We start from the raw sequence: 26,847 nt of genomic DNA on the forward strand, positions 1-26,847 counted from the left end.
TAAAAAAACACACATTATGAAAACAAAATTATTATTTCTTCTTTTATTCGTTTTTACAAAAGCCTATCAGCAAAGTGAAAACATTGGTCAACCATTTGTCTTAAAAGCAAACACAAATGCAACTTTTGTAAAATTTATTGCAAATATTTCATTGGATACAACATTAGCGCCCAATACTTTACTGATGGCTCATTCAAAGGTATTGTACATCTTGCAATCTGTTGATAAGGCAAATGGTGAGGTATACTTTTATGCCGATAATTTTAATCTATCTAAAATCGTAGCTGATAGAGGAACAAATAGAGACAAAAGTTTCTACTATAATGATAAGTTATTAAAAATGAGTTACAACGATTATAAGTCTAATGCAAAAGATATAGATTTCCCAGATGCTGTTAATTTTGGTATTCTTACTTTACCTTTTAAATACCGACCTCAAGAAGACGCCGACTTTGATGCACAATTTAATCTTAATGCTACTTTTGGTATACTGATTCGCAACAAATATTTTAGAAAAGCTAAATTTTATGCTCAGTGTGGTGCAGGTATTGGAACAGTTAAACTTGATGCTTCTAATGCACAAGGAATCACTGATGATGCCGCTCAAAATGTATCAACCATTACTGGTTTTTTAGGCTTAATGATGCAATACAATGATATTCAAGCGGGAATTTATGTTGGTGCCGACCAAATAAACAATAACACAAAATACGATTGGGAAAACCAAGGCAATCTGTGGGTCTCGTTTGGGGTAGGATTTAAAATATTTACTTTATCAAAAGCCGATAAAAGTAAAAACGAATAATAGATTTGATTTCGATATTACCATAGATAAACTCTTCACTTCAGTGGGGAGTTTTTTATTTTACCGCAAAGGCGCAAAGGTTGTCGCAAAGGTGCTCAAGGGTTTTAGTGTTGTAGGTTCATTGTTCATTGTCAATTGTCCATTATTCATTATCAATTATCAATTGTCAATTGTCAATTATCAATTGTCAATTATCAATTGTCAATTATCAATTAAAAAAGGGTGTTTTTCCTCTTGTACAACTTCAAATCCCATTTTAATTTCGATGTACAAGGCATACACCGTTTTAACTTTTAAAAATACACGCCATGAATCAAAAAGAATTTCAACAATTAAAAAAAGACTTAGAAGCGATTTTCATTAGAATGCAGAACATTGAAAAACGCAGTATTGATGAGCAATGGTTTGACAGCGCTGACATCAAAATTCAGTTTAATTTTAGCGAGAGTAAACTCTATCGCTTGCGAAAAGCAAACAAGATTCCGCACGAAAAGATTGGAGGTAGGTATTACTACCCCAAAGGCTATTTCTTTTCCATCTTACTCGAAAAGATCAGAAACAGAGAAATCTAGGCTTGCTGCCCATACACCCTAAAAAGCAAAAAAACCATTTGCTTTCCCTTACAACTTGCCTCTATTTTGAGACAACCACTCGCCTATTATCCTAACTCAACCGCTCGATTTTACATTTGAAAAAAGGAATTGAATGCTTCTTTTTTCATAGTGCATTCGTACTTACTTCGTAGCTGCGCCTATTTTAACGAAGCCCTTACGAACCAAGTACGAACAAGCTACGAACAAAACCTCGTAAAAAACACTCAAAATAGTCAAAAGCGGTCAAAACCAGTCAAAACCGGTCAAAACCAGTCACTTTTGGCGGTAGGTATACAACCTACTCTCGCCTTTACTAGCTTTGCTCTCAGGTTGTTGCCACTCGAGAACACCAACCCAAAATCAATGAATACTAACCTTTAAAAAAAGAACGTATGGGAACATATAACAAAGGAATTTTAGGTGCCTTTTCAGGCAAAGTAGGTCCGGTAGTAGGCGCTAGCTGGCGCGGAAAAGATGTGTTGCGCAGTTTACCTCGTAAAGGTAACCGAGTAGCTACCGAAACGCAATTATTACAACGGTTGAAGTTCAGTACCGCCACTGAGTTCATCAATTCGGTGCAACCCATCATCAGTAAATACTATGGCACTGACAACACCGACAAAACGCGTCGCAATCAAGCCATGTCGTATTTTATGAAAGAAGCGCTGCTGTATGTAGCGCCCAATTTCCAACTCATTTACAACAAAGTGCAAATTGGTAAAGGCGATTTATTGGGCATACAAAACCCAACACTTACTGCTGCAGCCGCCACGAGTATCGACATTACCTGGACGAACAACTCAGGTCAAGGGCAAGCACTGGCTACCGATAAACTCGTGATTGCAGTATACGAGCCCACTACCAAAACCACCACCTACTCGCTCAACGCAGGCGAACGTGCCGATGGAACCACCAACCTCATCCTTCCGGCTTACTTATCGGGCTTAACAGCACAAGTTTGGGTACTTTTCGCCTCTGCCGATGATAAACTCTACGCTACCAGCATGTACTTGGGTAATGTCGTACTGACGTAGTGTGTAGAACGCGGTTAGCTGTCAGCAGTCAGCAATCAGCAGTCAGCTAAAAGCTAAGAGCTGAAAGCTAAGAGCTGAAAGCTAAAAGAACCTCAGTGTACAAAAAGAACTCTTCGCTTCGGTGGGGAGTTTTTTTTGTTAAGTGGCAAAGTTGCAAAGTTGCAAAGTTTTAAAGTGAATGATACTTGTTCTATGTTCTATGTTCATTATCAATTATTCATTATCCATTATCAATTATCAATTGTCAATTGTCAATTATCAATTATCCATTATCAATTGTTCATTGTTTTTGCTTTCCGTCTTAACCTGTAAACCACTTTCATGACTTTTGGGGCAAAAAGGAGTTTTTGATTATTGCATTAAAAAAATACCCATTTGTAGTGATGTACCAATGCGAAATAATTAGTTATTTTACATTATCTAACCAAAAAACAAAAAATATGAGAACAAAATTACTTTTAGTACTTAGCCTTATGACTTTTTATTCGCAAGGACAGATTGTCAATTTGAGTTACATTAAAAATGATGCAACTGATTATGATCTTAAAATGCGGTCAAAAGGAGCCAAAGATGAGGACGACAAACAAAAATCGTATGAATTTTTTAGCGGAGGTAACATTGACTACATCTCGGGCGGTTTGATTCAAGCCAATACACAGTTATTTAAAATTAACATAGGTGAACCCAAAAAGTTTTACATGCCGTTTTACGTTGTTGTGGGTGCTGATAAAGAAACTGGTTCTGATACTGATGCCGATGCAAACAAATCGACTTCGGTGAATTTATTGAGTGCTAATGGTGGCTATTTGAATTTGGGATTGCACGGAAATTGGAGTCCGAAGTGGTTGAGTTTTGGTGACTACTCCAAAATATCGTTGGTGTATCAATTGGGTGCCAAATCAATAATCGGTAATGATATGGTTACTAATGAGCGAGTAAATTTGTTTTCCGGAATTGGGAATGTTGGTTTTTTACTTCAAACGGCGGCATGGAACCCAGATGACATTGAGAACATTGGAATGGCATGGGTACAATGTGCTTTTTCTAATACTTTGAATGACAATGAAAAAATAAAAAAAATATACGGTGAAAATGTAAATAGACATTTCTATGGTTTGAATGTTGAAGCTGGAGTAGAAATTGAAAAATATATTAATCTGCGTTTTGGCTATTACAGCTACTTTAACAATAACGACATTAACGACGAATTTAAAGACGGAATCATGAAATTCTCGGTTGACTTTAAAATTTAGTATCGTATAACTTACTTTAAACGACCGTAAATTAGTTTTACGGTTGTTTTTAATCAAATTTTATACTGGTTGCTCTGTTTCTTAAATGCAAATTTAGGAACACAATACCTTTCACCGTTATTTTGATTTGCACTTAAAAAGGGTGTTTTTCCTATTTAAAAAAGGGTGTTTTTCCTGTATACGCGAATCAATAAAGAGTTTAATTTTAGTGCGTCATGCAAAACAACAAAACAACAATTAAGGAACTAAGCACTGGCGACAAGTTAGCGCTGTTGGGTTTAATCCTAGCGGTAATAGCAATTGTAACTCCTTTATCTATTGATTACTTGAGTAAAAAAAGACAAGACGAATTATTTGAACAATCGAAAAAAGTAACGGTAAACAGATTAAATAAATACAAAGAAATACTGCATAGTGAAAAAAGGCCTCTGTTTGACGCCAAAAAAAAATTAATTAATAACTTGTTATGTGATTCTATTGAATACATGGATGAAAATTTGATATTAATGCTGAACAACAATAGCAACAGAATTGATTCATGGAAAAGCAAACATTTATCACAAGATTATTATTTTTCTGTTAAAGAATTTAAAGACGAAAACATCAATTTATTGAAAGAAAATAAGGAATTGTACATCAAAGTGTGCAAAAAAAATAAGTTGCCAATTGATACTACTTTTTTTAGACGCTTTTCTTTTTATTAACATAACTCAACCCTACAATGAACCGAAGAAATTTTATAAAAAACACAACTTTATTTGGTAGTGCATTATTGCTTCCTAGCTATATGAACAGTAGAATTTTTACCCTCGAGGATGAAGGTATTAATTATCCGGGACTTAATGAATTCATCAAGGAAGAAGAGAGTAAGCTTACCAAAAACAGTGACTTTGAAAGACACTTTAGAATCCAATTTGAAGCTATTAAAAAAGATCCCACTCAAACCAAAAGAGTGCAGCAAGTATTAACAAACTTCAATTCTACTCGCTTTGACAAAAAAAATGGATTAATCAATCGAACAGTCAATCACAACATCAAAAAAGCGATGAATGACAGAGAACGATATAGCAGAACACCCGTTTTTACTCATAAATCAAATTTCGAGAATTTTGATGACTTTAGTATAAATGAAGGGTATTGCGACATCAGTCAAAAAACACTAACCAATTTACAATCACTATTTGTTTTTGCAATGGATGGTCGTGGAACCGATGCGTTTGAGGTTGATTACAATCTAACTCATTTAATGTTAAACCCAAAATGGTATTGTTTAGGATTACCTACCGATTTCCCTCAAACGGTGTACTTGACAGAGAGTGAAAGAAAAAACATCTACTTAAAAACTAATTTAACTACTAGCCGCACTTCTTATAATTTTCAATCTTTTTCATACAGAGGAAGTTCCATTTGTGGTGATTCTGGCCTTGAAAATGGACCAAAAAACACCAACATTTACTACAATGTAGATGATGCTATTAGTCAGTATTTAGAATTGACAAGTATAGAAGCATGCGGTGATCCAAAAGACTTAAAATGCAAACTAAAAGTATAATTATGAAGTATTTATTACTCGTATGCCTAACTTTTAGTAGCTGCCATTCTCAAAACGAGAAAAAAATCGAAACAGAAAAGGACAGTATTTCTAGACAAAATCAAGTTGAAATAACTGTCGACAAAATGGACAGTCTTGTTGCCAAAATTAAAAAAACAGACAATTACCGTTCCATCACCTTCTCTGACAGTCTTTTTAGGTTTTCAAACCACACCCTAAAAAGTAAAGTATCAGTATTTGTTGTAAGCTCTGAAACGTGTGCACCTTGCCATATAATTATCGATAAGCTGAAAAAAAAGTTGGATGAAGACAGTTTGTACCAATCAAAAGTGAAACTGTTTGTAATTAAAATCCCAAACTCTAGAAAAGAAAAAACAGAATATGAAAGCATTGGTTATCAGGTTTTTAAAAATATTGATAACTTAGCTGAAGTTTTGCCAACTACCTATATTTTTGCTCCAACAGAAAATCAGTACTGTAAAATAGTAGGTGAAAACTATTCACTCATTACCAAAAATATTGAAACTTTAATTCCATTCTGCAAGTAACTGATGGATTTCTGTTCTAACTTAATAGTGTATTCTCATGATCAAAACTAATCACCTGTACAAGCGTTACCAAGTTTTTATTAGCTCTACTTTTAAAGATTTAAAAGAAGAAAGAGATCAAATTCGAAAAGCGCTAGTGAAAGGAAATTATATTATTGAAGGAATGGAAATTTTCCCAGCCTCCAATAAAAAACAATGGTCGGTAATTACTGAACGAATTGACAAAACCGATATTTACGTTTTAGTTATTGGAGATCGATACGGTACTATTACGGACAATGGTCACGAGTTGGAACCCGATTTAGTAACTGAGGGAGAAAGTATTAGCTTCACTCATTTGGAATTTCGATACGCAAAAAAAATTGGCCTTCCTGTTTTGGCATTTATTAAAACCGAACGTGAGGAAAATAAGGAAGTTGACCAATTCATTCACGAAGTACAAAATTCCGATTTAACCACAGCGTATTGGGACGGTAGTCTTGATTTAGTTTCGGATATTTTGGCTGGATTATCGTCTGCAATTAGCGAGGAAGGGTTTGATTTGAATAATGGTTGGGTAAAAGTAAGTTCGCTAAACAAACCCATTGACTCAGGAAACAAAGAAGTATTTTTAGAAGCCAAAACACATTACATCAAGTTTGTGTCGTATGCCGACAAAAGAACAACGCCAGAGCCGCTGTACAAAAAGCACATCCTTAGAGTAGACAAAGATTTTGATGTTTGGGACGAATACATTACACTCACCGTCAACCAATTATCGCACTATGTAAAAGATTTCCAATACTATGTGAGAACCGACGGCGACGCAGTAGACTTTTCAACAGTACTGCCTTTTATAAACAAATTGCATTTTTCGGATGTTAAAAGCGGATTGAAAGACACGGTTTTTAATCCAACCATTGATTTGCCCTCTAATACTTTTGTAAATGCCTGTAGCTTCATCAACGGATTTCAAGACGGTAACACTGATTTGGGCGTCAAAGCTACATATAACACAAAAGTGCTGCGAATGTTGGTCGATTTTACTTCCATTCCCAATTACAATGAACTTTTTGTTCTGAAGCAATGTGTAGAACTGTCAAGTAATCAGTTAGAGGTTGATATTTCTGACAAAGTCATTACAATTCAAGACGGTGTTTATCTTATTGAAAAACATGACGTTGAAAAAAATACTGTATTAAAATTTAAATTTCAATTAGAATCATGAGTACGTATATTTTTGGTTATGGCTCGCTGGTAAACCTTGAGAGTCTTGAAAAAACGATTAAAAGAAAACTAAAACCCAATGAAATCCATCCTGTAACACTCAACGGTTATACTCGAGTGTGGAATTATACGGCTAAAATATTTGCTGCCGAACTCAACAAAGAAATAACGGCGGTATACTTAAATATTGCTCCTTTTCACAACTCTTCGTTGAACGGAATCGTATTTGAAGTCTCCGATTCTGAACTGGAACTCCTAAAGAAAAGAGAACTTTTTTACTCGCTAGTTGACATTACTGCAAACGTAAAATTTGACGGGAACGTCAAAGTTTTCACCTTCATTTGCTACGATAAGCAGCACTTAACCGATTATGATACAAAATGCTTTGTCATGAAAAAATACATCGACATCGTAAACAGTGGTTTTGAAAGTATTTCGGAAAATTTTCTGACGGAATACAATAAAACAACACAACCACAACCGTACAAGGTAATCTCAGGTGATTATACGTTTGTATCAAGCTAATTGTAAATTTAAAAGACTAAAAAATGCTAGTAAGTTTGTATTCGTTCCTAATGTTATTGCTAGTAAATACTACTGTTAACGAGCAAAAGGCACCCACAGCAAAAGCCACAAACACACCCAAAAACGAAATAATTCAAGTCAAAATCATTGAAGAAAATTCAGAGAAGGTTGAGTTATTGGGAGTTCATCTTTCAGTTAAAGATGTAATAGATGTAATTATATCAATTTTAACTTTGTTGATGTCATTATTTGTTATTTACCAAATAGTATTAACAAAAAAAGCACTAACTCAAAATGTTACCAACAGAAACCTAAGTTATCTTACTGAATTAGACCGATTTTTAATTACTAATACAAACCTTTGGCAGTTTTATGATGTCTATTACGATGATGCAATTATTAAGATTAATGACAATGAACTCAGAGGATTGATTTATTACAAGCTTAACCATTTTGAAATCACACTCAACGAAACCAACCTGAAAAAAAACAACAGACGTTCTTGGAGTAATTACATGATTTATTGCTTACAACATTCCAGAAAATTCAGAGAAGAAGTTGAATCAATTCTACTTGAAAAAGGCTACAAAGGGCTTTTTGGAAAACGCTTTATATTAAAATTAGCACTCATATACAAGGAAGCCATCAATGAAAAAAGCGATTACAATACAAATTCAAATACAGACAATGATTTTCTACAAACGATTAGAGATCAAATTAAAAACCCTTCTGATCACTACACTATTTGTCCTATTTATGCCATTAACGAGGCTTTAATTGATAAAATAATTAAACACTACACAAAGAAACAATCAATCAATACACAGGTTAAAATCTTCTTAAACATGGATTGGTAAAAAAATTCTGACTGTTTTTTTGGAAGCAAACTTCCTGTCTTTTGCGTTGTAGGATTGGGGATTTATTGGTATGTTTGGGAAATACAATATGTAATTTAAATTAACCCAAGAATTTAAGAGGCCTAAATAAAAATTATAAAAAAATGAGTAATGATTTAAAATACATAAAAGGGGAAAAAATATCCCTAAAAAAACACTTTAATGAAAAATGGCTTCAAGATAGAATTGAAGAAGATACATCAATATTAGGACTTGGAGAATTGGATATTCATACCAGAGAACGAAAACAGTCCAGCGGTGGTCGCATAGATTTTTTGTTTTATAATAGTGATTCAAATACGATGTATGAAACCGAAATTCAATTGGGCGCAACCGATGAAAGTCATATTATCAGGACGATTGAGTATTGGGATATTGAAACTCGAAGGTTTCCTTCTAAAAGTCATAGAGCAGTTATAGTAGCTGAAGAAATAACTAACCGCTTTTTTAATGTTATTTCAATAATCAGCCAATCTTTACCAATCATTGCAATTCAAGTAAGTGCAATAAAAGTTAATAATGAAGTTTTATTGCATTTTACGAAAGTCTTGGATTTATACGAAGAACCCGAAGATGAAGAAACTTTGGGAGGTGAAGAAGTTGGTAGACCTTATTGGGAAAAGTTAGCCCATTCAAAATCTATAGCGTTGATGGATGAGCTAATAAAAAACACTCAAGTCATATACCCTGATTTACGAATAACCTACAACAAACATCATGTAGCTTTAGGTACAACTGTTAGAAATTTTATTTGGCTAAGGCCAAGAAAAACAGCCAACAATTGTCATATTGAATTAAAAGTAAACATTAACGATGTTGAGGACATAAAAGCAAAATTTGATGAAATGGGAATTTCTTATAACCTAAGAAAAGAAGATATTTTTGCGGTATCTATGCAAACCGATAAATTCAAAAAAAATGACGAAAAAATAAACCAAATCATTAATCAATCATTACAATCTTTCTCATAATTTTATTTACCTTTGGTAATCATTTTTCACGCCACTTAAAAAAAATATTTTTTACGCACATTTGTTTACTATGATTAAAGAAAACCAAATTGAAGAAAGATTAATCGCTAAACTTTCAGATTTAAAATATACGTATCGCCAAGATATTCGGGATAGGTTTGCTCTTGAAAAAAATTTTCGTGAAAAATTTGAAGCATTAAATCGAGTACGATTAAGTGATTCTGAATTTTCAAGATTACGTGACGAAATCGTAAATCCTGATGTTTTTAAAGCGTCAAAAATTTTACGCGAACAACAATATTTTCAACGGGAAGACGGAACTCCTTTGCATTATACCCTTGTAAATAACAAAGACTGGTGTAAAAACGAGTTTGAAGTAATTAATCAGTTACGCATGAATACCGAAAATAGCAATCATCGTTATGATGTTATTATTTTAATTAATGGTGTTCCTGTTGTGCAAGTCGAATTGAAAACCCTAGACATTTCACCTCGCAAAGCCATGCAACAAATCATTAATTACAAGAATGATACTGGTAATGGCTATACCAATTCACTCATGTGTTTCATGCAATTGTTTATTGTGAGTAACAATAGTAATACTTACTATTTCTCTAACAATAAAATGCAACATTTTCAATTTAATGCTGATGAACAGTTTTTACCTGTATATAAACTAGCTGATATTGACAATAAACCCATTTCAGGTTTAACAGAGTTTACTGAAAAGTTTTTAAGCAAGTGTACTCTTGGTGAAATGATTAGTAAATACATGGTTTTGGTCGAAAGTGAACAAAAACTTTTAGTAATGCGACCTTACCAAATCTATGCAGTTAAAGCAATTGTGAATTGTATTGAGCAAAATCGTGGAAACGGCTATATTTGGCATACTACCGGAAGTGGTAAAACACTTACTTCGTTTAAAGCTTCTACCCTTTTGAAAAATAATAATGACATTGAAAAATGTCTGTTTGTGGTTGATCGAAAAGACCTTGACCGACAAACTCGTGAAGAATTTAACCGATTTCAAGAAGGTAGTGTTGAAGAAAATACCAATACCGAAAGTTTGGTACGACGACTACTCTCTACTGATTATTCGGATAAGGTCATCGTAACTACCATTCAGAAATTAGGCTTAGCTTTGGATGAAACTCACAAAATTAATTATAAAGAGCGTTTACAACCTATACGCAATAAACGTGTTGTATTTATATTTGACGAGTGTCACCGCTCACAATTTGGAGACAATCACAAAGCCATTAAAGATTTTTTCCATAATTCACAATTATTCGGATTTACTGGAACTCCAATCTTTGAAGAAAATGCCACGTACAAAAAAGTAAATGGCGAAATTGGATCCTACAAAACCACCAAAGACATTTTTCAGCAAGAGCTTCACAATTATACTATTTCTCACGCTATAGAAGATAAAAACGTGTTACGCTTTCACATTGACTATTTCAAAGGTCAAGGTAATACTTATCCTAAACCCGGCGAACCCATTGCGCAACAAGCTGTGGCCGAAGCCATTTTAGAAAAACACAATAGCGCAACCAACTATAGAAAATTCAATGCTCTTTTTGCTACTGCATCTATTAATGATGCTATTGCCTACTATCAATTATTCAAGCAGTTGCAACAGCAAAAGATTGCCGAAAACGAGGACTACATTCCTTTAAACATTGCCTGTGTGTTTTCGCCACCTGCACAAGTCTTGGCTAGCAGTGATTCAAAAAACGCGGCCGACATCAAGCAATTACAAGATGATTTAGAACAAGAGAAAGCAGATAATCAAGTAAATCCTGAAGAAAAGAAAAATGCTTTAATCAGTATCATTGCCGATTACAACAAACAATACGGTACCAATCATTCCATCACCGAATTTGATGGTTATTATCAGGATGTTCAAAGCCGTATTAAAAGCCAAAAATACAGCAACAAAGATGTTCCTCATAAAGACAAAATTGATATTGTGATTGTGGTGGATATGCTATTGACTGGTTTTGACTCTAAATTTTTGAATACACTTTATGTTGATAAAAACCTAAAATACCACGGATTGATTCAAGCATTTTCTAGAACCAATCGAGTTTTGAATGATACCAAACCTTACGGAAATATTTTAGATTTTCGCTCGCAACAGCAACAAGTCGATCAAGCAATAATGCGATTTTCAGACAATCGTGAAACCAATGCCAGAGAAATTTGGTTGGTTGATCCGGCACCTGTGATTATCGACAAATACCAAAAGGCAGTTGAAGCTTTAGGTATTTTTATGAACAGCCAAAACTTAATCAACGAACCGCAAGAAGTATATAAAATTAACGGTGATACGGCTCGCATTAACTTTGTAAAAAACTTTAAAGAAGTACAAAAGTTGCGCACCCAATTGGACCAATATACCGATTTGGATGACGAACAAAAATTGCTAATCGAAACCATATTACCCGAAGACAGATTGCGCTCTTTTAGAAGTTCGTATTTGGAAACGGCCAAGCAATTAAAAGAATTTCAAGAAAAAAATGGCGACAATACTCCACCCGAAATACAACAACTCGATTTTGAATTTGTATTGTTTGCCTCAGCGCTCATTGATTACGATTACATCATGGGCTTAATTGCCGATAATACCGACCCCAAATCGAAGAAGCAAAAAATGACCAAAGAGCAATTGATACAATTGTTGAGCTCGAGTGCCAATTTGATGGACGACAAAGAAGACTTGACCGAGTTTATTAATGGTTTAGACTGGAGCCAAGGGCAAGACGAAAAACAATTGAAACAAGGTTTCGAGCTTTTTAAAGTAGAGAAGAACGCCGCCGAGTTGGCCAACATTGCCAAAACACACGGTTTGGAAATCACTGCCTTAAAAGCCTTTGTAGACGATATTATGTACCGAATGATTTTTGACGGCGAAAAATTAACCGATTTATTAGCACCACTAGAACTGGGTTGGAAAGACCGCCGTGTAAAAGAACTAGCTTTAATGGACGACTTGGTTGGGTTGTTAAACAAACAAGCTCAAGGAAACAAAATAGCAGGATTAGAAGCATATGAATAAGACAAAAAAAAGATTAGTACCCGAATTGCGTTTTCCTGAGTTCACAAATCAAACAGAATGGAGCGAAAAAATAATCGAAAATTTTACGAAAGCTGAAAGTTCAAGTGTCGCATTTAATAAACTAGAATTGAAAGATGAAGGTTATCCTGTTTATGGAGCTGATAGTATCGTTGGTTATATTGATCATTATCAACATAAAGAGGAGTATATTTCTATTGTAAAAGATGGTTCTGGTGTGGGTAGATTAAATCTTTGTAAAAAAGAATCTACAATTTTAGGAACATTAATTTCTTTAAAGTCCAATGATAATGTACAATATAATATTAATTGGATGTATTATCTTTTAAATACTATTGACTTTTCATCTTATATTAAAGGTGGTGGTATACCACATATCTATTATTCAGATTACAAAAATGAAAAAGTATTAGTCCCAAATCCAAGTGAACAACTAAAAATCGCCGATTGTTTAACATCACTCGATGATGTAATTGCGGCTCACACCGATAAATTAGAAAACTTAAAACACTACAAAAAAGGCTTGATACAAAATTTGTTTCCACAAGAAGGAGAAACGGTGCCTAAATTGCGATTTAAGGAATTTGAAAAGGATGAGAAGTGGGTTGAAACGGATGTTGAGGAAAATTGTCTCGTCAAGGGGCGAATAGGATATAGAGGTTACACAACAGAAGATTTGGTAAGTCAAGGTGAGGGAGCATTAGTGCTTGGTGGTAAACATATTCAAAATCAATTACTTGAATTAAAAGACCCAACATATCTTAGTTGGGACAAGTATTATGAATCACCAGAAATTATGGTTGAAATTGGAGATATTATTTTTTCTCAACGAGGAACATTAGGAGATTGTGCAATAATTGATAAAGAGATAGGTCCAGCTACAATCAATCCAAGTATGGTTTTATTGAAAAATATTAGTTGTGATGCAAGGTTTTTGTACTATATATTAATTGGGGATAGAATTCAAGGCGAGGTTAAAAAGAATATGTCTATGGGTGCAATTCCAATGCTTTCGCAAAAACAAATTAAAGAATTTCCTTTCCTTATTCCTATGAATCTCAAAGAACAACAAAAAATCGCTTTACTTTTATCTTCGGTAGATGATTTAATTCAAGCCGAAACCAATACAATAGAGCAATTAAAAACCCATAAAAAAGGGTTGTTACAAGGTTTGTTTCCTAAAATAGAGTCTTAAAATGAGCAGCATTATTAATTTCAATTCGCTAGTAGAAGTTGCGGAACATTTTCGCAAAGACTTAACTGGTGACCATAGACCGGAAAAAGATTTAATTCTATTTTTTGCCCACAATGGTACAGGCAAAACGAGATTGTCTATGGATTTTAAACAACTAGGCAAAGAATTGGATGCAGAAGGTAATGTTACCCAACGAGATACCTTATATTTTAATGCTTTTACCGAAGATTTATTTTCGTGGAACAACGACTTAAATAATGACACCAACCGGTTTTTAAAACTCAATGCTGAATCTGCTTTTTTTGAAGGTTTGCGCGAATTAGAACTGGATGTTAAAATCGAATCCTTTTACAATAACTATACTGACATCAAGTTTGATATCAATTACGATAATGCTACCGTGGTTTTTTCAAGAAGCATTGTTATAGATGGTAATGAACAAACTATTGAGAACATCAAAATTTCAAGAGGTGAAGAAACGTTATTTATTTGGTGTTTCTTTTTGGCCATTTGCCAATTGGTTATCGACAAAGACCCAGCATACAATTGGGTAAAATACATTTATATAGACGACCCCATTTCTTCTTTAGATGAAAATAATGCCATTGCGGTAGCTTGTGATTTGTGCAACTTACTCACAACTGAAGGAAATACAACAAAAACTATAATATCAACGCATCATAGTTTATTTTTTAATGTACTCTACAATGAATTTGGAAGAAAATTAAAAAACAAACGCTACTTTTTACACAAAAAAGACGCTGATGCGTTTGCATTGCAAGATACCAACGACACTCCATTTTTCCATCATATAGCAATTCTTAGTGAACTCAAATACATTGTTGAAAAACAAGACGATGAAAATCCACCAAAGATTTACACACACCATTTTAATGCTTTAAGAAGCATTATGGAAAAAACGGCCACTTTTTTTGGCTATGATAGAATTGACAAGTGCATAATTGGTTTAGATAATGATGAAGTGCTATTTGAAAGAGCTTTGCAATTATTCAGCCACGGTAAATACTCTATATTTGACCCTGTAGAAATGGGAGAAGATAATAAAGAGTTATTCAAAAGAATTTTTTACGGATTTGTAAACAAATACGAATTCTCTTTTCCTCAAATTTTCAATGAGGACAACCAACCTCAAAACGCATAAAAATGACAAAAATAGACCAACAAAAATTAGGAAAAACACTTTGGAAAATCGCCGACGATTTACGTGGCGCTATGAATGCAGATGATTTTAAAGACTACATGCTTTCGTTTTTGTTTTTGCGTTATTTGTCAGACAACTACGAAGCCTCGGCCAAAAAAGAGTTAGGCAAAGATTATCCTGATACTACTCCACCCGATGTAATGAAACAATTTAAGGTTAAGAGTCCTCTAGAAATTTGGTACAACGAAAATCCAGATGATGTCATCGAATTTGAAAAACAAATGCGCCGTAAAGTGCATTATGTGATTCAACCCGAGTATTTGTGGAGCAATATTTCTGAATTGGCCCGAACGCAAAGTGAAGATTTACTAAAAACATTAGACAAAGGATTCAGCCATATTGAAAACGATTCGTTTGAAAGTACGTTTCAAGGATTGTTTTCAGAAATCAACTTGAACTCAGAAAAATTGGGTAAAACCACAGTTGAACGAAATAAAAAACTATGTACCATTATTACCAAAATATCAGAAGGAATTGCAGAATTTTCAAACGATACTGATATATTAGGTGATGCTTATGAATACCTAATTGGTCAATTTGCTGCAGGTTCTGGAAAAAAAGCAGGCGAATTTTACACACCACAGCAAGTATCAGACATCCTTTCGAGAATCGTCATTTTAGACAGTCAAGAGCCCAAAACAGGAGCCAAACCTAAACTAGACAAAGTATTGGATTTTGCTTGTGGTTCGGGATCGTTGTTGCTGAATGTAAAAAACAAATTAAAAGCAGAAAACAACGGTCATATTGGCAAAATCTACGGCCAAGAAAAAAACATAACCACGTACAACTTGGCTCGAATGAATATGTTGTTGCACGGTGTGAAAGATACTGAGTTTGAAATTTATCATGGCGATACGTTAGATAACGATTGGAGCGAGTTTAACGAAATGAATCCAGCCAAAAAAATAGAATTTGACGCCATTGTTGCCAATCCACCATTCAGTTTACGTTGGGAACCTGAAGAAATAACAGCAGATGATTTTCGCTTTAAAAATTATGGCGTTGCACCAAAATCGGCTGCAGATTTTGCTTTTTTACTACATGGTTTTCACTTTTTGGGTAAAGAAGGAACTATGGCAATTATTTTGCCTCACGGAGTATTGTTTAGAGGTGGTGCTGAAGAACGCATTCGGACAAAATTATTAAAAGACAATAATATTGATACGGTTATAGGATTGCCATCCAATTTATTCTTTTCAACCGGCATACCTGTATGCATCATTGTTTTGAAAAAATGTAAAAAACACGATGATGTACTTTTCATTAATGCTAGTGACCATTTCGAAAAAGGAAAAAAACAAAATGTGTTAAGAGAAGGTGATGCAAAAAATGGTGAGCCAAATGATATATTAAAAATTGTAGAAACGTATCAATATCGTCCAGAAAAAATAGAAAGATACGCACGTAGAGTTTCAATGGAAGAAATTGAAAAGAACGGATACAATTTGAATATCTCACGATATGTAAGTACATCAATCGATGAAGAAAAAATTGATTTGAAAGAAGTTAATTTAAAACTAGTTGACATCAATTTAAAAATAAAAGAAGCAACTGATAAGCATAATGAATTTTTGAGAGAGTTGGGACTGCCTGAAATATAGTTTTATGGAAAAAATATTGGAACAATATATTGATGAATTTAGAGCAGAATTAGATGAAATAAAATCAGATTATTCAAAGTTTGAATTTAACACTTCTCAACTACCTGATGTATATGACTATACTCATAATCATGATATCAGGTATCATATTGATTTTAAAGAAATGTTTACAAAACTAGAAAGTTTGAAAACCAATTGCTTGTATTGGTTTTCTACTAATTCTATAGAAGATGCAAATCAATTAAAAGAATTAATTTCTCTGAAAAAAGTTGAATTGTGGAGTGAGGAAAAAGAAAAATGTCGGATATTACCCGCAGAGAACAGAAACTCAAATTCAAAAGTAATTTATGTTGGTGTTCGGAAAGGAAGTGCTGCAAAAAAACAGAAAGTTACCCACATATCAGGTAGAATAGTTCAGCATTTAGGCTATTACAAAGAAGGAAGAACTCAAGGTTTACAACTAGCCTATTATACAAATCAGCTAAATATTGACTTAACACTTCATATGTTTTCACTTGGTAATTGCCCGGATGAATACTTGTATGTATTAGAAAAAATATTTGCTAAAAAATTGAGACCAATTTGCGGTACACATTAAATGAAGGTAAATAATCCAAACGAAAAATACAATAGTAAACCAAACCCTAAATTGTTCAATTCTGATATTAATAAAGAATTAGAGGGTAAAACTTACTATGCCTATTTAGATACTGTCGAAAGAATAAATAGACAATATCATATTCGTTTTGATTGTATTATAAAAAATGATGCCGATAACATCAGTATTGATAAACAAACTATACTTGATTTTCCATCTATAGTAATTGACATAACTGGAGAACAAAATTTTATACGTGGAAAATTTAATTATAACAACTTGCATCTTTTAGAAAGTAAATGGACGTTGATTACAACCTCAATAGAAGATACTACTATACTACAAGAGCAATTTTTCAATTTCCTTAAAGTGGGCGATGATCTATCAATTGGTAATTACAATCTAGAGAGTATAACTCTTTTTAGAGATATGGATTCGGCTTCAAGAGAAAAAGTAAATGAAATAATTAGAGCCACTACACTGGAAGAAAGTACTGAAAAAGAAGTAACTGACTTTTTAGACAATATTAAATTGGATTCTTTTTCATACCTGAATGTTTATAATGTTGGACAAGGTAATTGTATTGCTTTAGTAGATATTCAAAATAACCCGCTACTTTATAATGATGTTGGAGGTGGATTTGGAACAAATAAAAAAACCTATCCTAAAGTATTCAAACTTTGTACTAAAAATAACCCACCTGTTTTATTATCACATTGGGATTTAGACCACATACAAACAGCTGTTTTTGATGATACTATTTTAAATTCAAAATGGTTAGTTCCTATACAAGGTGGATTAAGTAATACTGCAATACATATTGCGTTGGAATTACAAAATAGAGGTAATTTAATTTGTTGGAATAACAAATTAACACATTATAATTTCAGCGGTCACAGAGTTTCAAAATGCATAGGAAATCAAAATAATAAGAATAACTCGGGTTTAGCACTTTTTATAAACTACGATAATGATGAATACGTTTTATTACCGGGTGATGCAAGCTACACTAAAATAACTAATTACCCAGTAACTAAATTCATTGGTTTGGTTGCCAGTCATCATGGATCTAAAAGTTCTATTTCAGGAGTACCAAAACCCATAAGTGAAAAATCAATGTTAGTTTATTCTTTTGGAGAGTTAAATACTTATGGACATCCCACAGCAAGAAATTCATACTTAAGAGCAAATTGGACTAATTTTAGTGAAACTAAAAATGGTAACATCGCAATGAAATATAAGCCTAAGAGTTTAAAATGCAGTTGTAATAATACATTAAATGTAAAACAACATTTTTAATGACTACCTCAAAAGATTTTTTTCAGGCATGGTTAAACGTGGTTGAGCAGCCAGAAAGGTTAGCAACTTTAAAAACGATTTGGAGCAATTACAGTGAATTTACAAATGAAATTATTACAAATGAAAATTCGGTTATAGATGATATTAGTAAGACAATCGGATTAAAGGTCTATAAACGAAACTATTACTCACTGGATGCCATATTCTACAATGTTGAAGACAAAGTTCCAGAGACAAACTCAAATACATATTGGTTTAAAGATATTGAAATTGCTTTTGAACATGAAAATACATACAATAATAATCTCTTCCAAGAAGTAGCCCATTTACTTATTACAAGGTGCAACCTGAGAGTTTTAGTTTCTTATCCACAAAATGACAAAGAGCCAGTTTCAAATTACTTGCATAAAGTGATTTCAAGTTGTAATATAGCCAACGAAATTTCAGTAAAAGAAAATTTTTTATTTATTTTAGGTTATCACTATGATGGCAAGTGTGAGTGGGAAGGTTGGATATATCAACTTAATGAGTGGGTAAAAATTTAAAAAAACTTGATAGATAATATTTTATGTCCAAACTCACCTACATCCGCAAAATCATCGAAGTCGAAACCCGTTTGGGCTTTATGTCAATTCCTGTAAAAGCCAAAGGGTTGTTACCAAAAGAAAATACCCGATTACAAGTACATTGTAAAAATAGTACTGTTAAAACATTTGAACTCAATTACAATGTACAGTACGGCCGCGTATTTGGGCTTACGGCATGGTACCGTGACAACCATATTGTAGAAGGTACTTTTTTGGATGTTACTATTGATAAAGGAGTTTTATACATCGCCACACAAAAGCCTACTGTACAACCTAAAATAGTGGAAGAAGGAGTGGAAGAATTGAATATTAGCAAACTTTCTTCAACAGCCAAAGGCAACATTGTAGAAGACCGTATTAAAGAATTAATATTGTTGCGTGGTATGGGCGAACTCAATGTTTATAAACCTGTTATAGACAATGAAGGTATTGATTTGATTGTTTTGCGTAAAGGACAGTTTCATCCTATCTTTTTACAAATTAAATCACGCTATAACGCACGCGAAAAAAACAACCTTACTCTTACCCTATCGCCCACTTTTGCGGCACACCACAGTTATTTTATTGTGGGTGTTTCGTTCAACGCTACCAAAATGGAAATGGAAGATAAAATCCTGTTTGTTTCTTCTAAAGAAGTCAATACCAAATCAATATTACTCAACGATGGTAAACGAAGAATCATGGCTTCGATGAGCGAAACTACCAAAGACCAGTGAAAAGAGTATTGGGTATCTAAAACTGAATTGGTGGAAAAACTCATTGAAAAATTCGACCGATTGGGAGAAGTGTTACAGTAAGTTTTTACACTTGAAAGTTTTTTGATGAGATTCCTCCTTCGTCAGCATCACAAGTTTATGGATAAAAACCTCAAAGTGATTGAAGCTAGTAGAAAGTAGATACTAAAATAACATATATAAAAACATTGCTTTTAATCAAAGAAGCCCATTACTTTAGACGTTGATATGAAACGAAAATCAAGAAAGACATTTTATGAATTAAGTCCTAAACATTCTGTAGGACTCGATCGATTTGTTTTTATTAATGCCCATCATTTACAAAAAGATGCTCTTTTAATTGCTAAAGAGAATGCATCGTACAGCACCGCCATCTCACTTATGGTGTTGAGTATTGAAGAAATGATTAAAGCCACTTTAATTTTACTGCACAGTTATGGGTATGAGGTTTATAAAATTAAGCATGCTCAATTTGTTTTTCACGATCACAAAACACGGCATAACTATGCCAATTTGATCAATGTATTCAGTGGTATTATTGAACTAGTTCCCCTTTGTGAAAAAATCATTGAAACCACCAAAACCGAAAATAAAAATCAATCAAAAACAACCGTTGACCATCAAACTGGTGAAGAGGCACTACAAGTACTAGAGAATTTCTGTACCTATATTTTGACGGCATTTAGTTGTGAAAAAATTGACGAATTCAATTTTAAGAAAAACTTTGGCTTTTATGTTGACTATCAAGACATTTATAGTGATAAAAAAGCAGAGCACAACATCGCCTTTTTTGAATACATCGTAAAAGTGCAGAAAAGACTGGAAAACATTTATAAAACGATTTCAATAGTGCATCATCCTAAAGTGGTAAACAGAGTCAAAAAAGATGAGTACATCAAGATAAAATCAACCATTGAAGATCTTTTGTCTGATATTGATAAATTGAACGCGTCTCTTGACAAAAATAACAACTAAGCTTTTTTGCTGTTAGCCTTGTTGAATACAATGCGTCCTCCGTTGGCCATAAAGTTTGCCAATAAATAAAACTCAAGGCTTCGGAACCCTCATAGTCTCTATAAAATTAATATATTTGAACCCATAAAAACAATTACCAAATGCGAATACAACTTCTATTAGGGCTTTCATTACTGTTTTGCATGCACAGTGTGCAAGCGCAAGAAGTCAATTGGGCAACTGCTGCCAGTGGTGCTGGTTATGAATATGGCATTAAATCGACTCAAGATGCTGCTGGAAACACCTACCTTATAGGCTATACTATCGGAGATAACTCTAGTGGTAGCAATACTTTTCTATTCAATGGCGTTAACTATCCCGTTGTAGGTCGTGGCGACGTTTTCTTTGCGAAGCTGGATACCGCTAAACAATTGGTTTGGATGAAAACTATGGGTGGTAATGATACTATTTATTATGATGAGCCTAATGATATTCATATTGATCCATTTGGGGATATTTACATCACCTTTAAGTCAGTCGGTTTTAACGTAACCTACAACGGTCAACCATTAAGTGGTGTGGGTTCTATTGGACAATACGGTGGTGAAGGTGTATTACTCAAAGTAAATTCAAACGGAAACTACCTTTGGCACGATTCAGGAACAACCGCCAGTATTTTTGAAAGAGTAACCACTGATGCTGCGGGAAATGTATACCTAACCGGAACTTATGATTCAAACATAATTTTAGGAGGAACTATTACACTAAACAATCCCTCTACTTTTACTACTATGGATATGATGGTAGCAAAATACCAACCGAATGGAACGATACTGTGGGCAAAAAAAGCCGGTGGTGCACCTCAAAATACCTTTGCTTTTGGAATTGACTTAAAAATTAATCCACAAACCAATCAACTTATAGTGCTTGTTGATGGGCAAGGTTACGTCTATTTTGATGATGTTCTTATGCCTTTTAATGGTTCTATAGAAAGAGGACTACTGCTAGTGTCCTATAATTTGGACGGCACGCGAAACTGGATCAAACGAGTATTGGATGAGGGCAATTATGGCTGGGATGTTGCGTCTTCACTGGCTATTAGTCCATCCGGAATTATGGGCGTTACTGGCTATACTCCAGCAGGTAACCCTAACGGGAAAGTTGGTTTTTACACCAGTGATGGGTCTGTTATCAGTGAGCACACCTACCCTTCTACTAATAGTCTAAGAGTTCTATCAATGGCTTTTAATGAATATAATGAAGCCTATATAGCAGGGCAATACAACGGAAGTATTGTTTTAGGTATGAACCCAGGAACAGCATCGCTAACGGGCTATAAAGGTTTTATTGCTAAGATGGACGTGCTTCAGCAAATAAAGTGGGTTCAAGAAATTGATGGAGTATACGGATTTGATCACCGTGTTGATTATCAGAACAGCAAAGTATTATTTGCCGCAAGAATAGATGAGGATTTTACGTATAACTCGGGTCAAAGCGTTATAGTTAACAATTCGGGAGATGCTTTGTATGGAGAAATAACCGATTACCAACTTTCTGCTAATCGATGCAATATTACAGGTACTGTATTTCAAGATATTGATGCTAATTGCAGTCTGAACACAGGTGATGTAGTGCAAAATGCTGTAATTGTAAAGGCTACCGACAGCAATGGATTAATTCGCTATTCGATAAGCAATAGTGAAGGTCATTATGATATTCCGGTTGATGTAGGATCGTATACTGTGGCGATACTACCTAATCCTGTACAAAGTTCTTTAATTCAACAAAACTGTTATACGCAGCAAAGTGTAACACTAACCGCTGCTGCACAGGATGCAACTAATGTAAATTTCCCAATAGAACTGGCCAATTGTCCGCTACTCAATGTGGATGTATCCAGTGATCGACGCCGAAGATGTTTTGATAGCAATACGTATGTCAGCTATCAAAATTCTGGTTTTGCTACAGCTCAAAATGTGGAAGTTATAGTGCAACTGCCCGAATACGTTACGCTTATTTCAAGTGATCACCCCTACACTATCAATGCACAAGGGAATTATGTTTTTTTTGTAGGTCAATTGAATCCAAATCAATCGGGTTTGATACATATTGTGGATCATACCAACTGTATTGATGGCATCACCGGATTGACACAATGTACCACCGCTTGGATTACTCCTGCTAATGATTGTGCAACTGCCTTGGATCCGAATTATGCCAATTGGGATAAATCGGTTGTTAGGGTGGCTGGAAGTTGTTTGAACCCAAACCAAGTTGAGTTTACGATTGTAAACACCTCACAACCTGGAATTGGTGATATGCTAACTCCAAGACAATACCGTATTTATGTAGATAATGCATTAGCAGTTACCGAAACGTATCAACTGAACGGAGGACAAAGCACTGTGGTAAATTATCCTGCCAACGGTCAAACAATCAGACTGGAAGTAGATCAACATCCTATGTATATGGGAGACAGTATCGCACAGCAAACGGTAGAAGGTTGTGGTAGCGTTAATGGCCAAATGAGCACTGGGTTTGTCGACACTATGCCTATGGGTGATGAAGGTATTGCTACAGAAACACACTGTTTGCCCATCATCGACAGCTTTGATCCTAATGATAAAATAGTAAGTCCTACCGGAATAACAGCCAATCATTATGTACAAGCTGGAACCGAGTTGGATTATATGATTCGTTTTCAGAACACAGGTACGGATACTGCTTACAAGGTTGTAATTAAAGATACTCTTTCCAATTACTTAGATCCATCAACCATTCAATGGGGACTGAGCTCACATCCGTATACCATTACCATTACCGGAACGGAAACTCCTGTTTTAGAATTTACATTCGATAACATTAACTTACCTCACAGCGCCGCGAATGAATTGGCTTCAAATGGGTTTGTAAAATTCAAAGCAAGAACCTATGCTGCATTAGCAAATGGTATCGAAGTGAACAACAACGCTAGCATTTATTTTGATTACAACTTTCCGGTGGTAACCAATACAGCGCAAGTCATTATATCCGATTTAGTGCTTACTTACGTACCTTTGAGTGTAGTCCCTTTTGAGGTTCAAGACATTAGCATATATCCCAACCCAACATCGGGCCTTTTAGTAATAGAAAGCGATGCTTTAGAAAAAGTTGAGATTTATTCTATGAGTGGAATACTGCTGGAAACGAGTAATCAGAACGAAATTAATTTGAGCCACTACTCAAAAGGCATTTATTTGATTAAAATGACTACCAATAAAGGTGTAGCGCTAAAAAAAGTAATTCTAAAATAAAGCCGCGTATTTCTTGTTTGAAAAGTAGTTTCTCACAAAGACACTAGTACGCAAAGAGGTTTTCTAACTTACTGCTTTCTGCATTCTGCTGACAGCTAAAAGTTAATTGCTGACCTCTTTCTGCTTTCTAGCCTCTTCTTTTCTTTTTTCTTTTTTGCGTTGTTTTTCCAGTTTTTTGGCCTCTTTTTCTGCTGCTGTGCGTTCAGCATCTATTTGGCTTCTGTATTCCAATTCAAGCTGGGTTGGGGTTTCTTGTAATTGTTCCAATTGATCCAAATACTGTTCTTGAGTGTCGTCTATTGGGTCCATTTGTGCGAAGGTTACTGCGGTTCCTAACAAGAACATCAGTAGTACAATTAACTTTTTCATGGTATTGGATTTTTAATTTTAACTAAGTTACAAGTTCGTTATTTAGTGTCAAAGTAGTTTTACAGAATTTTAGGGAATGTTTATAGAATTTTCAGTTAAGGAGTGATTGAATAGTGTTTGCTTTATGTTGTATGTTGTATGTTGTATGTTGTATGTTTTATATCATATTTTCAGAAAATACTGCTTATGGCTTTTGCTATTGAAATTGTAAAAAACACTATATTTACTTACTAAAATTTTTGGCATGAAAAAATATACTTTGCTTTTTGTATTGTTTTCGGTAATGGCAACGGCGCAAAAAGTGTACTTTCCCAAAGAGAATTTAAAAGACAGTGTTACTCGAGCCCGTACGATTCCGAAATTGGCAGAACAACTGATTCCACTGTATAAAAATGAAGATAAAATTACGTATTACGACAATTTATTCCGGCTTCAGTTTGTGGCAAAAAAATACCCACAGATGGAGAGCACGCTGAATAAATTTTGTTATGAAACTACCGGTGATAGTATGCAAGTGGTGCTTCCGGGTAGTGGCTACCGAATAGTGGTTAAAACCTTGCAGACCAACCCACAAAATACAACCGAATTTGAAAATGCCTATTTCAAGAATGTAAAAGAGTATTACTATTCATTGTATCCGAGTGCGCGCATGTACTTGAGTGACTATTTGATTTATGACTTCGAACAATACAAAAAAGAATACCATAAACTCATTGAATCGGCGCAAACCAAAGACAGTTTAGAAGTAAATGAAGCGGTACTTTTGTGCCGAAAATACGGCAGTTTTTTATCCATTTCGATGACGAATGCCATTGCTGAAAAAACCTTTAGAAAAGTTGAAGCCGAAATCTACAAAATAGAAGACGTGGTTATTCCGATGAACGATGGTGGTACCATAGCTGTTACTGTGGTGCGCAGTCAGACCGATACCTCCAAAAAACCCGCTGTTTTCATGTTTAACATTTATGCAGGCTATGATGAATCTAAAGGAAAAAACATCAATTATAATGACTTTGTGGGTGTAATTGCCAACACGCGCGGAAAACGAACCAGTAAGGATGCCATTGAACCGTTTGAACACGATGCCAAAGATGCTTATGAAATCATTGACTGGATTAGTAAACAAGAATGGTGTAACGGAAAAGTAGGAATGTACGGTGGCAGTTATTTGGGGTTTAGTCAATGGAGTGCCACCAAAAAAATGCATCCTGCCCTAAAAACAATAGTGCCACAAGTTGCTGTAGGTGCTGGAATTGATTTCCCGATGCACAACGGTATTTTTAATAATTATATGTTGCGCTGGATTCATTATGTAACCAATAACAAAACCATCGATTACGATGATTTTGGTAACGACGAAAAATGGGCCAAAGCGCAAAAACAGTATTTTACTGAAGGATATCGATTTAAAGACTACGACAAAAAAGAAGGACGACCTAGTGGCATTTTTCAGAAATGGTTGCAACATCCTACCTACGATTCGTTTTGGCAAAACATGACACCACAAAAAGAAGAATTTGCCGCCATTACCATTCCCGTTTTAACGATTACGGGATACTACGACGATGATCAGTTAGGTGCTTTGCATTATTTTAAAGAACATCAAAAATGGCTCCCTAACAACAACCACTATTTACTTATTGGTCCGTATGACCATTACGGATCGCAGGGATTTCCATCTGAGCAATTAAATGGCTATACTTTAGACGAACGTGCTGTTTTAGAAATAGAAGACTTGGTGTTTGATTGGTTCAATTACACTTTAAAAGAGGGCAAAAAGCCCGCCATACTATCGAATAAAGTGAATTTTGAAGTGATGGGGCAAAACAAATGGATGCATGTTTCTAAATTAGATGAAATGCACAACGATAACCTGACTTTGTATCTTGCTAACAAGAAATTGGTTGAACAAAAACCTTCTAATGGCGAATTCATCCAACAAACCATCGATTTTAAAGACCGTAGTGAAGTTGAAATAGACGGCTCAACCGAAGTATGTGGATTCAAATTAATCGACGATACTAGTCTTTCAGTCGAAAAACATCATCTCGTATATGAAAGTGAGCCTTTAGCAGAAGCTGTAGCAATAAGTGGTAATGTGGTTGCTAATTTATCCGTAAGTTGCAATAAAAAAGACATGGATGTTACATTTCAAGTGTATGAAAAAACACCCGATGGTCATTATTTTGCCTTGTCTAACAATATGCATCGCTTGAGTTTGGCAAAAGACCGAAGTAAACGACAACTGTTGAAACCCAATACCAAAGAAAGTTTTTCTTTGACTACTAATTACATAACCTGCAAACAGATGCAGAAAGGCAGTCAAATTGTAATTGTTTTGGGCGTTTTAAAAAATGCCAATTGGCAAGTCAACTACGGTACAGGAAAAGATGTGAGTGACGAAAGTATACAAGATGCTGCAATTCCGCTGGAAGTAAAATGGTATGGTGATAGTCATTTTATAGTGCCTGCGTTACGGTAGTATTTAGAAAGCTGAAAGCTAAAACCCATAAAATTTAACAAACAATAAAGT

Annotated in this window: 23 protein-coding genes; 22 read left to right on the top strand and 1 reads right to left on the bottom strand. The window is 34.5% G+C overall.

The features are described 5' to 3' along the window. Nucleotides 1–16: 16 nt before the first annotated feature. The 21 genes from VK161_RS09590 to VK161_RS09690 all read left to right on the top strand — a co-directional run bounded on the left by VK161_RS09590 (nt 17) and on the right by VK161_RS09690 (nt 23,945). Nucleotides 17–805, top strand: a complete 789-nt coding sequence (locus VK161_RS09590; protein WP_324214557.1) for a hypothetical protein — start codon at nt 17–19, stop codon at nt 803–805. A gap of 308 nt (nt 806–1,113) precedes the next feature. After that, on the top strand, nt 1,114–1,377 hold the full coding sequence (locus tag VK161_RS09595; RefSeq protein ID WP_324214558.1) for a helix-turn-helix domain-containing protein: 264 nt from the start codon (nt 1,114–1,116) through the stop codon (nt 1,375–1,377). A gap of 413 nt (nt 1,378–1,790) precedes the next feature. Next, on the top strand, nt 1,791–2,432 hold the full coding sequence (locus tag VK161_RS09600; RefSeq protein ID WP_324214559.1) for a DUF6266 family protein: 642 nt from the start codon (nt 1,791–1,793) through the stop codon (nt 2,430–2,432). Nucleotides 2,433–2,872: 440 nt separating this feature from the next. Beyond that, a complete protein-coding gene (locus tag VK161_RS09605) occupies nt 2,873–3,685 on the top strand; it encodes a hypothetical protein (RefSeq protein ID WP_324214560.1) in 813 nt (270 codons plus the stop codon). 215 nt (nt 3,686–3,900) lie between these two features. Next, nucleotides 3,901–4,389: a hypothetical protein gene (locus VK161_RS09610; protein WP_324214561.1), complete on the top strand. Its 489-nt coding sequence runs from the start codon at nt 3,901–3,903 to the stop codon at nt 4,387–4,389. Between the two features lie 17 nt (nt 4,390–4,406). After that, nucleotides 4,407–5,237, top strand: a complete 831-nt coding sequence (locus VK161_RS09615) for a hypothetical protein (RefSeq protein WP_324214562.1) — start codon at nt 4,407–4,409, stop codon at nt 5,235–5,237. Between the two features lie 2 nt (nt 5,238–5,239). After that, on the top strand, nt 5,240–5,785 hold the full coding sequence (locus VK161_RS09620) for a hypothetical protein (protein WP_324214563.1): 546 nt from the start codon (nt 5,240–5,242) through the stop codon (nt 5,783–5,785). Nucleotides 5,786–5,822: 37 nt separating this feature from the next. After that, nucleotides 5,823–6,992: a DUF4062 domain-containing protein gene (locus tag VK161_RS09625; protein WP_324214564.1), complete on the top strand. Its 1,170-nt coding sequence runs from the start codon at nt 5,823–5,825 to the stop codon at nt 6,990–6,992. After that, entirely contained in the window at nt 6,989–7,516 is a 528-nt protein-coding gene (locus VK161_RS09630) for a gamma-glutamylcyclotransferase family protein (RefSeq protein WP_324214565.1), read from the top strand. The genes VK161_RS09625 and VK161_RS09630 overlap by 4 nt, the downstream gene beginning before the upstream one ends. A 23-nt stretch (nt 7,517–7,539) precedes the next feature. Continuing rightward, entirely contained in the window at nt 7,540–8,373 is an 834-nt protein-coding gene (locus VK161_RS09635; protein WP_324214566.1) for a hypothetical protein, read from the top strand. Between the two features lie 143 nt (nt 8,374–8,516). Beyond that, complete coding sequence (locus VK161_RS09640; RefSeq protein ID WP_324214567.1) at nt 8,517–9,383, top strand: hypothetical protein; 867 nt, start codon at nt 8,517–8,519, stop codon at nt 9,381–9,383. Between the two features lie 70 nt (nt 9,384–9,453). Beyond that, complete coding sequence (locus tag VK161_RS09645; RefSeq protein ID WP_324214568.1) at nt 9,454–12,444, top strand: type I restriction endonuclease subunit R; 2,991 nt, start codon at nt 9,454–9,456, stop codon at nt 12,442–12,444. Further along, the gene (locus VK161_RS09650; RefSeq protein WP_324214569.1) at nt 12,437–13,657 is read left to right on the top strand and encodes a restriction endonuclease subunit S; all 1,221 of its coding nucleotides are present in this window, start codon (nt 12,437–12,439) and stop codon (nt 13,655–13,657) included. The genes VK161_RS09645 and VK161_RS09650 overlap by 8 nt, the downstream gene beginning before the upstream one ends. Nucleotide 13,658: 1 nt before the next feature. Beyond that, complete coding sequence (locus VK161_RS09655) at nt 13,659–14,819, top strand: AAA family ATPase (protein WP_324214570.1); 1,161 nt, start codon at nt 13,659–13,661, stop codon at nt 14,817–14,819. A gap of 2 nt (nt 14,820–14,821) precedes the next feature. After that, the gene (locus tag VK161_RS09660; RefSeq protein WP_324214571.1) at nt 14,822–16,480 is read left to right on the top strand and encodes a type I restriction-modification system subunit M; all 1,659 of its coding nucleotides are present in this window, start codon (nt 14,822–14,824) and stop codon (nt 16,478–16,480) included. Between the two features lie 4 nt (nt 16,481–16,484). Then, entirely contained in the window at nt 16,485–17,078 is a 594-nt protein-coding gene (locus tag VK161_RS09665) for a hypothetical protein (RefSeq protein ID WP_324214572.1), read from the top strand. Then, entirely contained in the window at nt 17,079–18,377 is a 1,299-nt protein-coding gene (locus tag VK161_RS09670) for a hypothetical protein (RefSeq protein WP_324214573.1), read from the top strand. It abuts the gene before it with no gap. Further along, complete coding sequence (locus VK161_RS09675; RefSeq protein ID WP_324214574.1) at nt 18,377–18,922, top strand: hypothetical protein; 546 nt, start codon at nt 18,377–18,379, stop codon at nt 18,920–18,922. The genes VK161_RS09670 and VK161_RS09675 overlap by 1 nt, the downstream gene beginning before the upstream one ends. A gap of 23 nt (nt 18,923–18,945) precedes the next feature. Continuing rightward, nucleotides 18,946–19,680 carry a hypothetical protein gene (locus VK161_RS09680; RefSeq protein WP_324214575.1) on the top strand — a complete coding sequence of 245 codons (735 nt, stop codon included), beginning with the start codon at nt 18,946–18,948 and terminating at the stop codon, nt 19,678–19,680. A gap of 246 nt (nt 19,681–19,926) precedes the next feature. After that, nucleotides 19,927–20,673 (top strand): AbiV family abortive infection protein, encoded by a 747-nt coding sequence (locus VK161_RS09685; RefSeq protein ID WP_324214576.1) that lies wholly within the window; start codon nt 19,927–19,929, stop codon nt 20,671–20,673. A gap of 140 nt (nt 20,674–20,813) precedes the next feature. Next, nucleotides 20,814–23,945 (top strand): T9SS type A sorting domain-containing protein, encoded by a 3,132-nt coding sequence (locus tag VK161_RS09690; protein ID WP_324214577.1) that lies wholly within the window; start codon nt 20,814–20,816, stop codon nt 23,943–23,945. Nucleotides 23,946–24,047: 102 nt separating this feature from the next. Here the strand turns inward: VK161_RS09690 and VK161_RS09695 are convergent, their stop codons facing one another. Next, on the bottom strand, nt 24,048–24,314 hold the full coding sequence (locus VK161_RS09695; RefSeq protein WP_324214578.1) for a hypothetical protein: 267 nt from the start codon (nt 24,312–24,314) through the stop codon (nt 24,048–24,050). A gap of 244 nt (nt 24,315–24,558) precedes the next feature. On the opposite strand from VK161_RS09695, the gene VK161_RS09700 reads away from it, so the two are divergent. Continuing rightward, nucleotides 24,559–26,796 carry a CocE/NonD family hydrolase gene (locus VK161_RS09700; RefSeq protein WP_324214579.1) on the top strand — a complete coding sequence of 746 codons (2,238 nt, stop codon included), beginning with the start codon at nt 24,559–24,561 and terminating at the stop codon, nt 26,794–26,796. The last annotated feature ends 51 nt before the right edge of the window (nt 26,797–26,847 follow it).

It is taken from the genome of Flavobacterium sp. (assembly GCF_035299245.1).
In the GTDB taxonomy this organism is placed as follows: Bacteria; Bacteroidota; Bacteroidia; order Flavobacteriales; family Flavobacteriaceae; genus Flavobacterium.

Coding starts and splice junctions, on each gene's coding strand:
- VK161_RS09590 (WP_324214557.1), top strand. CDS start 17: ATGAAAACAAAATTATTATTTCTTCTTTTATTCGTTTTTACAAAAGCC.
- VK161_RS09595 (WP_324214558.1), top strand. CDS start 1,114: ATGAATCAAAAAGAATTTCAACAATTAAAAAAAGACTTAGAAGCGATT.
- VK161_RS09600 (WP_324214559.1), top strand. CDS start 1,791: ATGGGAACATATAACAAAGGAATTTTAGGTGCCTTTTCAGGCAAAGTA.
- VK161_RS09605 (WP_324214560.1), top strand. CDS start 2,873: ATGAGAACAAAATTACTTTTAGTACTTAGCCTTATGACTTTTTATTCG.
- VK161_RS09610 (WP_324214561.1), top strand. CDS start 3,901: ATGCAAAACAACAAAACAACAATTAAGGAACTAAGCACTGGCGACAAG.
- VK161_RS09615 (WP_324214562.1), top strand. CDS start 4,407: ATGAACCGAAGAAATTTTATAAAAAACACAACTTTATTTGGTAGTGCA.
- VK161_RS09620 (WP_324214563.1), top strand. CDS start 5,240: ATGAAGTATTTATTACTCGTATGCCTAACTTTTAGTAGCTGCCATTCT.
- VK161_RS09625 (WP_324214564.1), top strand. CDS start 5,823: ATGATCAAAACTAATCACCTGTACAAGCGTTACCAAGTTTTTATTAGC.
- VK161_RS09630 (WP_324214565.1), top strand. CDS start 6,989: ATGAGTACGTATATTTTTGGTTATGGCTCGCTGGTAAACCTTGAGAGT.
- VK161_RS09635 (WP_324214566.1), top strand. CDS start 7,540: ATGCTAGTAAGTTTGTATTCGTTCCTAATGTTATTGCTAGTAAATACT.
- VK161_RS09640 (WP_324214567.1), top strand. CDS start 8,517: ATGAGTAATGATTTAAAATACATAAAAGGGGAAAAAATATCCCTAAAA.
- VK161_RS09645 (WP_324214568.1), top strand. CDS start 9,454: ATGATTAAAGAAAACCAAATTGAAGAAAGATTAATCGCTAAACTTTCA.
- VK161_RS09650 (WP_324214569.1), top strand. CDS start 12,437: ATGAATAAGACAAAAAAAAGATTAGTACCCGAATTGCGTTTTCCTGAG.
- VK161_RS09655 (WP_324214570.1), top strand. CDS start 13,659: ATGAGCAGCATTATTAATTTCAATTCGCTAGTAGAAGTTGCGGAACAT.
- VK161_RS09660 (WP_324214571.1), top strand. CDS start 14,822: ATGACAAAAATAGACCAACAAAAATTAGGAAAAACACTTTGGAAAATC.
- VK161_RS09665 (WP_324214572.1), top strand. CDS start 16,485: ATGGAAAAAATATTGGAACAATATATTGATGAATTTAGAGCAGAATTA.
- VK161_RS09670 (WP_324214573.1), top strand. CDS start 17,079: ATGAAGGTAAATAATCCAAACGAAAAATACAATAGTAAACCAAACCCT.
- VK161_RS09675 (WP_324214574.1), top strand. CDS start 18,377: ATGACTACCTCAAAAGATTTTTTTCAGGCATGGTTAAACGTGGTTGAG.
- VK161_RS09680 (WP_324214575.1), top strand. CDS start 18,946: ATGTCCAAACTCACCTACATCCGCAAAATCATCGAAGTCGAAACCCGT.
- VK161_RS09685 (WP_324214576.1), top strand. CDS start 19,927: ATGAAACGAAAATCAAGAAAGACATTTTATGAATTAAGTCCTAAACAT.
- VK161_RS09690 (WP_324214577.1), top strand. CDS start 20,814: ATGCGAATACAACTTCTATTAGGGCTTTCATTACTGTTTTGCATGCAC.
- VK161_RS09695 (WP_324214578.1), bottom strand. CDS start 24,314: ATGAAAAAGTTAATTGTACTACTGATGTTCTTGTTAGGAACCGCAGTA.
- VK161_RS09700 (WP_324214579.1), top strand. CDS start 24,559: ATGAAAAAATATACTTTGCTTTTTGTATTGTTTTCGGTAATGGCAACG.